Consider the following 13802-nt stretch of genomic DNA (forward strand, 5'->3'; position numbering starts at 1 on the left):
AAAAATCCGTGCATCAGCCCGCGATAATGTGTGCGGGGGGTTTTGCGGAATACAGAACCAACGGAAAAAAAGAGAGGAAAGGAGTTATTCTTTCTGGGAGCCGAGCCGGCTGTCGATGAAGAGCAGTGCTTCGGGAGATTTGCCTGCTTTTTCGAGCATGTCAACAATGTCTCTTACGGTTTCCTCTTCCTCGACCTGCTCGGTCACGAACCATTGGAGTTCAGCGATGGCTGCGTAGTCCTTTTCGGCGACTGCGGTCTCCATAATCTTGTTGATCATTGCGGTGACTTTGATTTCATGACCGTAAACTGCTTTGAAGATCTCAAGAAGGTCTTTTGCGCCGGTGGCAGGTTTTTCGATTGCATCGAACTTGACATCGACTCCCTTTCGGATAAGATAGTCATAGAACCGGGTTGCGTGGGTCATTTCCTCGGCTGCGTGTGCACGGAGCCATGCGGCTGCCCCGTTCCATTTCATTGCATTCGCATCTGCGGAGAACTGCAGGTACAGGTATGCAGAGTACATCTCTGCATTGATCTGCTTTAAAATTGCATCATATACGCCTGATTTTTTTGTTGCCATGGTTTTTCAGATCTCCTGCCGGAATAGGTCACTCCGGTATTGGATATTACCTTATTCTGCATGAAAGTGTATTAAAGTGAGGTTGGGGGCAAACAGTTTTGTACCGGGGTGATGACGGGCAGGGTTTTGGAAACGGTTTTTTCAGAGGCAAGTATCCCGGATACGAAAAAAAGAAACGGTTTTAAAAAAACCGTCTTACTGTTTCATTGTGATAACAGTGATGCCTGCATCTTTGAGTGCGGCTTTTAACTGGACATCCTGAATGGATCCAAGCTGCGGGTCGGCAATGACAACATTGTCACCTGCGGCGCTGCGGTCGGTGACCCACTGTACGAATCCGGCCCAGTCATTTGCCGGGGAGTTCATGCTGGCGACGAGTCCGGAGCCTTCGAGCTGGATCGGCGCAAGAATCTTTAAGGAGATTGCACCGGTGCTTTTATCGATGGCACTGATGTAGGGGGGGGTTCCGGCAACTGCGTACTGGATGGTATTCTGCGAGAGCAGAGTCATCAGCTGCGGTCCTCCGGAGCCTTCCACAAACTTGACGTCGACGATCTTCTCGCCGTTGATGAACAGTTCTGCTTCAGAGATTTTTCCTGCCTTGTCCGTAGTGGGTTTGAGATAGGAGTTGTAGGTGTCCTTGAAGTACTGCCAGTCTTTCAGGAGAACAAACAGCGGGGCGTCATGATCGCTTGGGAGGTACCCGATGGAGATCGGCGTTGTTACCGGGGCGGGAGTAGTAAGTTTGCCTGCTGCAATCTGTGCGGTTGCCGCTTCATACGGACCGAAGTCGTAGAGCAGGTCTTTGGCCTCCTCTGCGGAGGTGGATGCAAGTTTTCCGGTGATCAGTTTCAGTTCCCGCTGGGATTTGATGAACTCTTCGTTGCTTGCAAGCCAGGCATCGGTGACTTCGCTGGAGAACATGATCGTCGGAATCGAGGCGTTCATGGCGGCAACGGAGTTGACCGTGATGTTGCCGTAGATCATGTCCTGTTTGGAGAACAGCCAGTCGGCGGTAAGTTCTGCGGATTTTTCGGGGTAGTCGTTGATGTACTTGTCGCCGAGGATCATCAGGGCTACAATGCTGGTCGTGAGATCCGTATTCTTCAGTGCTTCGGAGTTTGCGCCGATAGCACAGCAGGTGTGCTGTTTCCACATGCCTGCCGGCGGGAGGTCCTGGCTGTAGGATACTACCTTTCCGACATCTCCTTCAACACCGACAGCGACGAACGGCTGCCAGATGATGTATCCGTCAACTTTTCCGGTTGCGAGAAGTCCCGGCATGGTGCCGGCTCCGGTGTAGAGGATTTCTACGGTCGGAGTTTTGTCAGTGTTGGCCGGTTCGGAAACGCATCCGGCAGCAAAAACCATTGCGACACACACGACAAGAAGACCTGCAACTGCGAGCAGATGCTTTTTGTGCATACATTCCTGTATGCTGACAAGAGTATTTAACCCATCGTAACGTATAGGGTATTTTTCTGATCGGTTTTTGGTACAGAGATTTGCAGTGTTGAGCGTTTTGTATAATTTGTCTGTGCCACAGTGTCGTATGCGGCGGTTTTTCTTCCGGATATTTTGGCGCGTCAATGGTTTTATTTAATGTAGTCTCAGGACGAATATCATTCCGCGATTATGCGGATACTGATACTTGGTGCCGGGGCGGTTGGTCTTACCGTTGCGGCAAAGCTTTCGGCGCATGCAGAGGTGTATGCGGTCTGCCGGAAAAGATATGCGGATGCGATAGCAGCGAACGGATTTGTGATGACCGGCATCTGGGGTGAGGGGACCTATCATTTTCCCTGCGGCGAGTCTGCACCGGCAGGTCCCTGGGATTATATTATTATTTCTACGAAGTCTGCGGCGACCCGTGAGGTCTGTGAGAGGTACCGGCATCTGTTTGGTGATGCCGAGGTGGTGAGCCTGCAGAACGGTATCGGGAATGAAGAGGTTATCCGCGAGTACACGCGTCATGTGATCGGGGCTATGATCATTACGGGCTTTGAGTGGCGGGCAGAGAATGCGGTGCATGTTTCGGTGGACGGCGGAGAGACGGTGTTCGGCCGGTTCCCGGACGGCAGCGATGCGGCGGTGCGGACACTGGCAGATCTGTTTTCTTCTTCGGGGATGCGGTCCTGCGTGAGTTCTGCGGTGCGGAGTGCGGTCTGGTCAAAGGCGCTGTACAGCTGTTCGTTAAATCCGCTCGGCGCGGTGATGGAGTGTCCGTACGGGGATCTGCTGAGAGTGCCTGCATGGAATATTATTACGGAGATTGTGCGCGAGGCGTTTGCGGTTTCAAAGGCGGAGGGGGTTGAGCTGCCGCAGAAGAGTGCGGAGGAGTATCTGGAGTTTCTGCGAAATGAAAAGATTCCGCCGACGGCCGGGCATTACAGTTCGATGTATCAGGATATTGCAGGCGGGAGAATGACGGAGGTTGATTATATCAACGGGGCGATTGTGCGTCTTGGTGCAAAACACGGGATTGCAACTCCGGTGAACCGTACGATTGTGAATCTGACGCATTTTAAGGAGGAGCTGCGATGACCGGGGTTGTGCGTTCGGCGATGATTCTGGCGGGCGGGGATGCGAAGCGGGTGAACGGACGGGAGAAGTATTTCTTTTTCTATAAGGGATGTTCATTTATTTCGCGTCTGGTGATGACGTTTTCAGGAATCTGTGATGAGATTGTGATTGTGGCGAAGAGTCCGGAGCAGGCTGCGCATTTTGACGGGCTGCCGGTGCGGTGCACGTGGGATAAGAAGCGGGGTCTGGGTCCTATCGGCGGTATTTCTTCCGGGATTGAGGAGGTAAAGGGGGAGTTTGTGTTTATTGCTGCGTGTGATATGCCGACGATTCATCAATCGATTGTGACGTATCTGTTTGAGCATATCGGTGATTATGATGCAATCATCCCTGAGTGGGAGAATACGGATCTTGAGCCGCTGCATGCGGTGTACCGTGTTTCCGCGGTGCGGCGATATGTGGAGGGGCATGAGTCGCTGTCGCTGCGGGATATGGTGAATTCACTGCATACGCTCCGGGTGGGTGCGGAGGAGTTCCGGCAGTTTGATCCGCAGCTGGAGACGTTCCAGAATATCAATACGCTGGACGAGCTGCAGGCACTCGGTCCGGATGCGGCGTATCAGGAGAAGCATCCGGAGAACCGGGTGTAATTTTTTTGAGGGAATTTCAGGCGGAAACCATTTTTTTGCGGGTGTTTTGCCGCAAGTCAAGCAGCAGGTACAATCTGAACGTTTGCAACAACGCCGGGGGGGTAAGGGCGAAAAGAGACCGGATATGTTGTGAAAAGGATTTATTGTGGTATTCCCAAAGGATACCAGCATCCTAAAACCGCCGGATTACTGTCCGGCGGTTTTTCCACACCCCTGATTTTTCAGGAAAATCAGTTTATTCTTTCGTGGCGAGGTCAATGTCCTCTGCCTTGATGGTCTTGCGACCGGCGTGCTGTGCATACTCGTATGCTTTCTTTGCGATCTCTTCGATGTAGGCTTCTGCCTTTGCTACGAGTGCATCTGCTGCATCTTCACCGACGCGCTCTGCGCCTGCTTTCTTTGCAAGTCTGACAACTGCTGCTTTTGGTAAGTCTGCCATAATTATTACCAATGAAAAAATAGTTCTAAATACTATATAAATATATCTCAAGATTCGGGTGTTTTTCGCGGTTTGCAGGATTTAGTGAACCGAATATGATTTTGCACAAAGAATATGGGAGATATTTTGAAATGGCGAGAATATTCCTTTAAATTTAAAAAACGATGTAATTCATCGCCCATTTCCGCGGATAAGAGCAGCAGTAAGGCGGAGTGTTCCTCCGTATCCGGCGGATGCGCGCGAACTGTCCACAAATACGGGAGATATATTGACGACGGGCGCACCATGCCCGGTGCCGTGTCCGAGGAAGGTGAGGGTGCGGAAGATCAGGTTTCCGGAGATGCCGTCGGGGGCGATGATGATCCCGCAGTCTTTGACTGCGTCTTCGATGAGAATTTCTCTGTGGACTGCACCGGTGAGTTTGGCGATCTCTTCGGCGTCGGCGATGGTTTTGTCGACAATGGGGTGTCTGCCGATGTCGCCGAGTCTGCCGCCGGAGAGTACGGCGGTTTTTTCGGAGAGGCCGAAGCGGCGGGCAAGTTCCCGGGCGTCGTTGATGAGGGAGATTTTTTCCTGAATGGTCCATCCTTCGTCGACGCCGACGGGTGCGAGGAAGAACTGCTGGTGATCAACGGTTTCAAGAAGGGCGATTCGTTCCAGCCGGTCAACGCCGCAGGCTTTTTTGAGGTATCGCAGTGTTTCGTTTGCCGGGAGGGTGCCGCGGACTGCGCCGTCGATTGTTCCGGCGAGAAGGTCGTCTATGAGGCGCTGAGAGGGTCCGGAGCAGACGGTTAGTTCGACGAAGGGGCCGGCAGACAGGCCGCCGGCTGTTTCGGGAGTGCAGTAGCAGCGGATGCGGAGTTCGGCGGTTGCTGTTTCTTCGGCACTCCGGAGAACTTTGCCGGCGTCAGCGCCGCATCCGATTCCGATGGTGATCTGCTCTGTCATATGTTGGTGATTCCCTCTGCGCAGAAGTTGAAGAGTACTGTTTCGGTTTCTCCTTTGACGAGGGTGAGGCGTTTGGTGGTGTTGATGGTGCCGATGACCTGGGCTGCCATGCCGGCTGCGCGGAACTTTTTGCAGACGGTGTCCACCTGGGACTGGTCTGCGGTCATGATGAAGCCCATGCCGGGGTACATGCGCACCCACTGTTCGAAGGTGATGCCGAGTGCGTCAAGGTCGGGGCGGGGGATTGCGGTGAGGTCGACGACTGCGCCGACGCCGCTTGCTTCGATGAGCATCCCGAGGGTTCCGATGACCCCGGGGTTGGAGATGTCTTTTCCGGCGGTGAGGTGGTGGTGTTCGCCGAGGTCTTTCATGACGCTGAGCTGGGCGCGGAGGACTTCGGGGGTTTTCATGGTGACGGAGTCCCAGTTCATGGGTGCGGAGGGGTGGATGCGGCCGTTGAGGTCAATTGCGGCGATGATGGCGTTGCCGGGTTCGGCTTTGCTGCTGTAGATGATGTTTTCGAGTTCGGCGACGCCGAGGATGGAGACGTCGATGACGTTGTAGGGGGCGTCGGGGTGGAGGTGGCCGCCGACGACGGGAACGTCAAAGGCGGTTGCGGCGTCACGCATGCCGCGGCTGACTTCGGACATGAGTTGGTCGTTTGAGGCGGAGAGGACGTCAACCATGGCGACGGGACGTCCGCCCATGGCGGCGATGTCGTGGACGTTGACGAGGATGGCGCAGTAGCCTGCCCAGTAGGGGTCAACTTCCATGAGTTTGTTCCAGATGCCGTCTGCGGCAAGCAGGAGGGCGGTGCGGCCGTTCTGGATGACGGCGGCGTCTTCGCCGTAGGAGGCGATGACGTCGAGGTTGTCGATGTGGAGCGCACGAACAAGGGTTCCGATTGCCTGTTTGCGTCTGACTCCGTCATACTGCCGGACAGCATCGGCGACCGATTCCGGGGTGTAATTGTCTGCAACCATTATTTTCTCTGCCACCAGGGGGGCACGACGGCCCCGTTGTTATCTATTGTATTCCCGTTCAACGGTGATAAGTTACACGATTAGGTTTGCAACATGTATACTAAATATGCTGAGTATGTACTGGGTATTATAATTTGGTTTGTATTATATACATATTACTGGTTATAACTGGTAATTTTCTTTTTGAGAATTATAAATCGTTGATATCTCTGATAGAGTAAGTGGAAAACTAAGTTCGTATGATTCAGCTATTTCATATGGAGATCCAGTTGATTTAAATATCTGGCCCTCAGAAAAATTAACATCCCTTGTAACAGGCATTGTTATTTCACCCGCATTATTATTTCTTCTCACATCATTCGTTGATCCATTAATGTATAGTTCGCCTTGTTTTCCATTACTAAGTCCTGTAAGATGATACCAAACATTTTTCCGAGGCATAAATTTAGATAATAAATAATCACTTGATGATTTTAGTTTATATTCAAAAAATTTCCAATTTTGTACCTGGAAACCCCATTCTGGATTAGACCCCTGAGAACTCGCACTTGCACGGAAATAAAATGATTGTTTTGGAGGAGCACCTGTTTGATAATCAGCTACCAGTTTCACCCATGTCATCACCGTTAATCCAAAATTTCGTGCATCAATTGTTTGTGATGAACTGTTCCATCCACCGTTCGTCTTGTTCGTCACTTTTAGGGTGACAGTATATTTACCAACGGATGTATATTCCTGACTCGGACAATTCTCATCGGATGTATTTCCGTTTCCAAAGGTCCAGAGATATTCTGCATCATCAGATGATTCTATCGGAGAAAATAACACTCTCATTGGACACCCGCCGGTCAGATCCGCCGCAGCATCCTGCAACACAGACGGCATCTCACTCCTGCTTGTTCCGGTAGAGGAAGTCATCGTAAATGCTGCACTCAGACCACCATCTCCACTGATGCCGTCAAACCATTTCTCAGCAAGCAGATAGGTTCCTTTTTCTCCATCATACACCACCGAAACATGGCGAAGTGCACCGCTGTTTACCGACCATGAAAGAATATCTCCCGGTTCGAAATACCCGTCTGAAAGGCCAGGGCCGGTAAAATCTTTTGTTCTGTCTGCATCATCAACCAGAATATAATAGTTTCCGACCTTCAGTTCTTCACCGGCAAAATGAGTGATAGTAACCATCCCTCGTTTTTCTTCTATTAAAATGCCTACGGTTGGCATATTGCCCATATCGGTCATCGACACAACTACAACGCCCACTACTGCTACCATACCTACTGTAATTGCTACAAGTAAAATAGCTGAGATGATTGGTGCAACCCCGTTATCTCTGGTATATCGTATCATATTCTTCCGGAATCGATCAGAGTCAGATCGAAATATATCCTATTAGAATAGGAATCAGTCAGATATATAGTTGAGCCGCTTTGGACCCTGCCTGAGGCATCTCCCGGAGATTTTTCGCATCGTCCCGGAAAAATTTCATGCAAATTTTTCTCGAACTGCCGAAAGTTCCACACGAAACGTATGAATCCTATTCTAAGAGGATTCAATCTCCTGTAACCTATCGGGCGGTTACAAAAAATTCCGGAAAATACGGTGGAATCTGGAAAATACCAAAAATTCAACGATTTTTCAAAATCTGTAACCTCTGTAACCTCTAAAACAGTACTCTACAGGAGGATTTCTATCAACCCTTTTTTTCTGTCGAAGCTGTAGGTGAGTTAGTGGTGAGTGGACAGGATGAAAAAAGAAAACGCAGATAACGCAGATGCGCCTAACGGCGCAGCTTCGCTCGTCGCATTTTCTTAACGCTGCTCGCCATCCCGTCCGAGCGGACGGGTGGCGTTGCTGTCGCAAACGCAGCTAAAAATGCTCGCGAAGCTTTTTTTCGCGTTAATGTGTTATTCTTGTGTCTTCCTTTAATTACGACCAAATATACTCGCGACACTGGCTCAGGATACGGGACAAGTGGGAGCTTCGCGAGCATTTGCCGTCGCGCTTGCGATAACGACCCACGAAGTGGGGAGTGGAGCAAGACCTTTGGGCTTGCGATTGCAACGCCGCCCGCCCAGCTCTGGGCGGGATGGCGAGCGACGAAAAGCAAATGCGACGAGCGAAGCTGGCGGAGCGAAGCGACGCATCTGCGTTATCTGCGTTATCTTTTCATCATGCCCAGCCACCACTCCCCCACCAACAGCTTCCAGAAAAAACTACAAAGTACTTTCGTCACATCACATCGAAAAAGGGGTTGAGAGAAATTCTCTACAGAATTATTTTCAAAAAAACTACAGCAGAATAGCAAAACACCGGTTACAAAAAAACAAAAAAACATCCATACACAGTTTAAACCAAAAATAGCACACAAATATCGCCTGAATCTGTAACCGCACCTATCGGTTACACCCTCCTCCCCGCCCGACCTCACCATCCCCATTCATTCACGTTTATCCCTTTCCGCAACCAAGAACTAATCAGCAATCATGGACTGGGCAGAACGATACCGGCCCGAACATCTCGCAGACATCCTCGGCAACAACGCCGCGGTCAGACAGATGACGGACTGGGCACGGAACTGGACACCGGACTCGCGTCCCCTTCTCATCACCGGAAAACCGGGCATCGGCAAAACCTCGGCAGCCTTAGCCCTCGCCCGGGACATGAACTGGGAAGTCCTTGAACTCAACGCCTCGGACGCCCGCACCAAAACCGTCATCGAACGGGTAGCCGGAAACTCGGCGACCACCACTAGCCTCTTCGGTGCCGAACGCAAACTCATCATCATCGACGAAGCCGACAACCTCGAAGGCAACGCCGACCGCGGCGGAGCACGGGCCATTGCCGAGATACTCAAAGGGGCACGCCAGCCGGTCATCCTCATTGCAAACGACGCATACGGCGTATCCGACTCCATCCGCAAACTCTGTGACCCGGTCCCGTTCCGCGCCATCACCGCAGCAACGCTCGAAAAACGTATGCGGGAAATCTGTGCAAAAGAAGAGATCTCCTGCGGCAGCGATGCGCTGACCGCCATCGCGGAAAGCTCCGCAGGCGACATGCGGTCTGCCGTCAACATGCTCTTTGCCTCCGCAACCGGCAAAACCGCAATCGCCGCAGACGACATCAACACCTCGCAGAAGGACGAGCGGGCAAGCATCTTCGATCTCGTGGCAGGCGTCTATGCAGGAGCGCCGGATGCAAAAATCCAGAAACTTTCCCGCGAGTGCGAGGAAAAACCCGACACCGTTATGCAGTGGATCGAAGAGTCCGCAGCAACGGTTGCAAACCCGCACCAGCGGAGAGGCGCATACGCTGCACTGTCCCGCGGAGATATCTATCTTGGCAGGACCATGCGGCGGCAGTACTACACCCTCTGGCGCTACGCCACCTCCCTGATGACCTCCGGCGTTGCCAAAGAGTTTGCGGGAGCGGGATTCCGCCCGAGAATCATGCCGCCGTCACGATGGCGGCGCATGGGTACCGCAAAGAAACAGAAGACCGTCCGGAGAACCCTTGCGGCAAAACTCGGCGAGGGGTACAGTATCCCCGATGCCCAGATACAGAAGATCTATCTGGACCTCCTTTCCCGTTTCGCCGCCGACGCACCCCTTGCATTCTGCGAACGCCATGACCTGGACGCCGATCAGCTGACGATTCTTCTGCACGATAAAACCGAAGCCGCCGCAGTCTTTAAAGAAGCCCAGAAGATCGCAAAGGAAAAAGAGACCAAGATGAAAAAGGTCTCCGCGGCAAAACGTGCGGCGGCACGCAAGGCCGAGGAGGAACGTGCCGCAGAACTCGAAAGGTTCCGCCGGGAGAATCCGCCCGTACCCCTGGTCCCGCAGCCGGAGCCTGCCGCAGAGTCCGGTACAGAGACGCTTGCGTCTTTTGAGGAAGAGAAGAAGAAAGCGCCCACGCAGGCGACACTGGACTTCTTTTAACCTGCTCCCTCTTTTTGCCCATCGGCCCATGATACATTTGGACTATCCGGACATACCCCGGGGAGGGCCAAAAAAAAAGAAAAAATGGGTGAAGGCGTTATGCCTTGTTCAGCACGATAAGGCCGGTCGAACTGCTCAGCGTCTTTCCGTCGTCGGAAAGCGTGTAGGTTCCTCCCGGCAGGGATTTGTCGGAGCTGGTGATCTTGTAGGTCTTGTCTGCGGTCTTTTCCCATGCGAAGGATGTGGTTGCCTCAGCCGGAGAAAGATCGGTGTGGAGCGCAATAGATCCGGTACCATCGTTCACAAACTGTACAGAAACATACATGCCAAGCACCGGTTTTGTTTCCCAGGTGCCGACGACCGGGTCAGACCCGACACAACCGGCAGCAGAAACAAGTACCAGCGCTGCACACAGAACAGCTGCTAATAAGAGCTTTTTCATACTATTACTCCTCTCATTGGAAGCATATATGCGTTACGGAATAAACGGTGCTGTGTTTGTATTTCCTTTGATCCTGCGAGAGAATTTAGGGGGATATTTTTGCGTGGGATGTATGCGGGGATCTTTGGTGAGGAAACATTCCTTGGAGGAAAAAAGGAGGAGGTCTGGGGAAGGACTACTCGTCGTAGGGGATGGGGGTGTCTGTTTCGCAGACATGTTCTTCGCAGTACCAGTCGCGGAACTCCTGTTTTGTTGGTTTCCATGAGTCTTTCCGGAATTTTTTCAGGAGATACGGCGGCAGGAGAATGATCAGCAGGACTGTTATGAGCATGCCGATGACATAGAGAATGGTTTCTGTCAGCGTGTAGGAGGTTCCGCTCGGGAACAGGCCCACGACGAAGGAGAAGATCAGTGCGGCGAATGCGATGCCCGCAACCAGCCACATACCGATTTTTCCGCCCTGTACTTTGTACGGACGGGTGACGTTTCCTTTGATTTTGCGGAGTTTGATGAATGCCGCGAACATGAACATATACATTACTGCGTTGATCAGTGCGGTGATTGCCGTAAGTATCCAGTATCCCTGGTTAATCGACGGCACGAGTACCATTGCAAGAGCGAAGGCGGAGGAGACGATACCCTGCACAATCAGAACGCCGACCGGCATGCCGTATTTGTTCATTTTGCGGAAGATTGGGGGGAGGTCTCCGGACATGGCCGCAGGAAGCATACCTTTTGCCGGACCGACCAGCCATACGGACAGCTGGGCAATGATTCCGACTGCGAGCATGATGGAGACCGGTACGATCAGCCAGCCAAGGTGGAATTCGGTAAAGATTACCTGGAATGTCTGGACGATTCCTGCGTTCAGTGCGATCTGGTCTGCGGGTACGACAAGGGCCACTGCAAGGGTTCCGACGATGGAGACGATACAGATGATAGCTGCTGCAAGAAACATTGCGATCGGGTAGTCGCGTCTCGGGTTTGCGGTTTCCCGTGCATGGTATCCGGCCATTTCCATTCCGGCAAACATGAGTACAAGACTTGCCGCGAAGGTGACGGTGCTGAGGTCGAAGTGCGGAATGAGGCGGTCAACGGAGAAGTCTCCGATTGCGCTGGGGTTGCCGCCGGTGACCCAGAGGATCATGAGGACGACGAGAATGCCGACCGGGATTAAGGATCCGAATGCGGTTCCCACGGTTGCCAGGAGGTTGGAGGCGCGGGAGCCGAAGAAGTTGAAGATGGTTACTGCCCAGAAGCAGGCAAGCATGACGAGGGCCATGAAGACGGGGTTGTCCGAGAGCAGCGGGGCGAGCAGGATGTAGGCTACGGTTGCTGCGAAGAAGGAGATGACCGTCGGGAACCAGACGAGGTTGTTTACCCAGGAACACCAGATGGTGATGAAGCTGCCGTCTTTTGGATAGGCTTCTTTTACCCAGGAGTAGATACCTCCTGATTTCGGCCAGGTTGATGCGAGTTCCGCGGCAACGAGTGCGGTTGGGATCAGGAAGCAGACAGTGAAGAGAACATACCAGAAGATCATGTTCCATCCTTCCATTGCCATGGTCGGGAAGTTGCGCAGGCTTAAGACTGCGGCAACGTTGATCATGGCAAGGGAGAGTATACCAAGCGTTTTTTTGCTGGATGGTTTGGCCGCGTCAGCGGGTGACGGGGGAGTTGAGTCAGCCATTGTGTGTTTCACCTTTTTTTGTTGGTTGTGTCTGGTCGCACGGATATGCTGATCCGCGGACGGTGCCTCATTTTGGGGAGGCGGTGTTCAAAAAGCGTCGGTGACGCTTTTGGTCTGTTACATACCAAGTTTCGAGGTGTATTTAAATAAGTATATAGATGGTGACAAAAAAGGCGGGTTTCTTTGGGAAAAATGTGGGTTTTTCAGAAGAGTCTGCGCCGGTATTTCCGGATTTTTTCGAGGGCGGTTTGGGTATACGGGGGGTAGCGGAGGGCGGGGTCCGGTGTGGTTTTCCGGGTGATGATGGTTCGTTTGCGGGAGAAGGTGTCGATGCTGTAGCGGGCGTGGTAGCATCCCATGCCGCTGGTGCCGACGCCGCCGAACGGGGCGCTGCCGTTTGCAATTTGTATGAGGCAGTCGTTGATGCAGGCACCGCCTGAGGGGTGGCGGGTGATGAGCTGGTGTGCGAAGGCGGTGTCGGCGGTGAAGATGTAGAGGGCGAGCGGTGTTTTGGGGATCAGGTCGTTGAGGTCGGCGGGTGTCCGCCAGGTGATTACGGGGAGGACGGGTCCGAATGTTTCGGTACGGGTTACGGGGTCGCCGGGTGTTGCGGCGAGGAGGGTTGGGGCAAGTTTTCGGTCGCCGGGGTTGTGGATGCCGCATTGTCGGAGGATGCGGTCGGGGGTGCAGTAGCCAAGGAGGCGGTCGTATTCCTGGGAGGTGATGATTTTTCCGTAGTTGGGTGATGCTGTGGGGTTTTCTCCGTAGAATGCGGTGATTTCGGCGGATATTTTGTCTACGAGCAGGTCACGGACGGAGTCGTGTACGAGCAGGTGGTCGGGGGCTATGCAGGTCTGGCCTGCATTGATGTATTTTCCCCAGGCGATGCGGCGGGCGGTGATGTCAAGGTTTGCGGTTTCGTCGATGATGCAGGGGTTTCTGCCGCCCAGTTCGAGGGTTACGGGTGTGAGGTGGTCTGCTGCGGCGGCTGCGATTTTTCTGCCGGTTTCTATGCCGCCGGTGAAGAAGATGTAGTCGTATGGTTCGCTGAGGCTGATTTCGGGGAGGAGGGTTACCCAGGGGTCGGTGGGGAATGCTTCGGTCAGGATGGTGCGTGTTATCCGCAGGGTTTCGGGTGCACGGCGCGAGGGTTTTGCGATGATGACGTTTCCGCAGGCGAGGGCTCCGGCGATCGGCATCATGAGGAGGTGGAAGGGGTAGTTCCAGGGGGCGATGATGAGGACGAGGCCGTGGGGTTCGGTTCTGATTTCGGTTTTTGCGGAGAAGAGGAGGAGAGGGGTTCTGATTTTTTTGGGGCGGGTCCATTTGCCGAGGTTTTTTTCCAGTGTTTCGATTTCCCGGAGTACGGGAGCGATTTCAAAGGTGTAGGCTTCAAATGCGGGTCTGCCGAGGTCTGCGGAGAGTGCACGCAGGATGTCGTCTTCGTGGCGGAGGATTGCGTTCCGGAGGGAGGCGAGTGCGTTTTTTCGCGCCGGTAGCGGGAGGGTTTTGCCGCTTGCGAAGTGTTCCCGCAGGGATGCGCAGATGTTCGGGGTTCCGGCGGGCTCCTCGTCCTGTGTCATGGGTGAGATTTGGAT

12 protein-coding genes are annotated in these 13802 nt (G+C 53.1%); 3 read left to right on the forward strand and 9 right to left on the reverse strand.

What is annotated here, in order from left to right; all coding sequences use genetic code 11:
• Nucleotides 1-84: 84 nt before the first annotated feature.
• Nucleotides 85-582: a ferritin gene (locus O0S09_RS02610; RefSeq protein ID WP_268922362.1), complete on the reverse strand. Its 498-nt coding sequence runs from the start codon at nt 580-582 to the stop codon at nt 85-87.
• Nucleotides 583-777: 195 nt separating this feature from the next.
• Nucleotides 778-2007 carry an ABC transporter substrate-binding protein gene (locus tag O0S09_RS02615; RefSeq protein WP_268922363.1) on the reverse strand — a complete coding sequence of 410 codons (1230 nt, stop codon included), beginning with the start codon at nt 2005-2007 and terminating at the stop codon, nt 778-780.
• A gap of 210 nt (nt 2008-2217) precedes the next feature.
• Between O0S09_RS02615 and O0S09_RS02620 the strand changes: the two genes are divergently transcribed.
• Both O0S09_RS02620 and mobA read left to right on the forward strand, forming a co-directional pair.
• Nucleotides 2218-3126, forward strand: a complete 909-nt coding sequence (locus O0S09_RS02620; RefSeq protein ID WP_268922364.1) for a ketopantoate reductase family protein — start codon at nt 2218-2220, stop codon at nt 3124-3126.
• Nucleotides 3123-3755 (forward strand): molybdenum cofactor guanylyltransferase, encoded by a 633-nt coding sequence (mobA, locus tag O0S09_RS02625; RefSeq protein ID WP_268922365.1) that lies wholly within the window; start codon nt 3123-3125, stop codon nt 3753-3755. Before O0S09_RS02620 ends, mobA begins: the two co-directional genes overlap by 4 nt.
• A 235-nt stretch (nt 3756-3990) precedes the next feature.
• Here the strand turns inward: mobA and O0S09_RS02630 are convergent, their stop codons facing one another.
• From O0S09_RS02630 to O0S09_RS02645, 4 genes are all read right to left on the reverse strand, one after another.
• Nucleotides 3991-4194, reverse strand: a complete 204-nt coding sequence (locus tag O0S09_RS02630; protein ID WP_268922366.1) for a histone family protein — start codon at nt 4192-4194, stop codon at nt 3991-3993.
• 171 nt (nt 4195-4365) lie between these two features.
• Nucleotides 4366-5142: a methanogenesis marker protein Mmp4/MtxX gene (gene mtxX / locus O0S09_RS02635; protein ID WP_268922367.1), complete on the reverse strand. Its 777-nt coding sequence runs from the start codon at nt 5140-5142 to the stop codon at nt 4366-4368.
• Nucleotides 5139-6125 carry a methanogenesis marker 2 protein gene (locus O0S09_RS02640; RefSeq protein ID WP_268922368.1) on the reverse strand — a complete coding sequence of 329 codons (987 nt, stop codon included), beginning with the start codon at nt 6123-6125 and terminating at the stop codon, nt 5139-5141. Before O0S09_RS02640 ends, mtxX begins: the two co-directional genes overlap by 4 nt.
• A gap of 162 nt (nt 6126-6287) precedes the next feature.
• Nucleotides 6288-7478, reverse strand: coding sequence for a PKD domain-containing protein (locus tag O0S09_RS02645; protein ID WP_268922369.1), 1191 nt, complete (start codon nt 7476-7478; stop codon nt 6288-6290).
• Nucleotides 7479-8614: 1136 nt separating this feature from the next.
• Here O0S09_RS02645 and O0S09_RS02650 point away from each other — a divergent pair.
• Complete coding sequence (locus O0S09_RS02650; protein WP_268922370.1) at nt 8615-10072, forward strand: replication factor C large subunit; 1458 nt, start codon at nt 8615-8617, stop codon at nt 10070-10072.
• 97 nt (nt 10073-10169) lie between these two features.
• Here O0S09_RS02650 and O0S09_RS02655 read toward each other — a convergent pair whose 3' ends face one another.
• The 3 genes from O0S09_RS02655 to O0S09_RS02665 form a co-directional block, all read right to left on the reverse strand.
• Nucleotides 10170-10514 carry a hypothetical protein gene (locus O0S09_RS02655; RefSeq protein WP_268922371.1) on the reverse strand — a complete coding sequence of 115 codons (345 nt, stop codon included), beginning with the start codon at nt 10512-10514 and terminating at the stop codon, nt 10170-10172.
• Nucleotides 10515-10689: 175 nt separating this feature from the next.
• Nucleotides 10690-12204 carry an amino acid permease gene (locus tag O0S09_RS02660; RefSeq protein WP_268922372.1) on the reverse strand — a complete coding sequence of 505 codons (1515 nt, stop codon included), beginning with the start codon at nt 12202-12204 and terminating at the stop codon, nt 10690-10692.
• 203 nt (nt 12205-12407) lie between these two features.
• Complete coding sequence (locus O0S09_RS02665; RefSeq protein WP_268922373.1) at nt 12408-13787, reverse strand: aldehyde dehydrogenase family protein; 1380 nt, start codon at nt 13785-13787, stop codon at nt 12408-12410.
• Nucleotides 13788-13802 lie beyond the last annotated feature (15 nt).

Origin of the sequence: Methanocorpusculum vombati, assembly GCF_026891935.1 — an archaeon.
Classification (GTDB): Archaea; Halobacteriota; Methanomicrobia; order Methanomicrobiales; family Methanocorpusculaceae; genus Methanocorpusculum; species Methanocorpusculum vombati.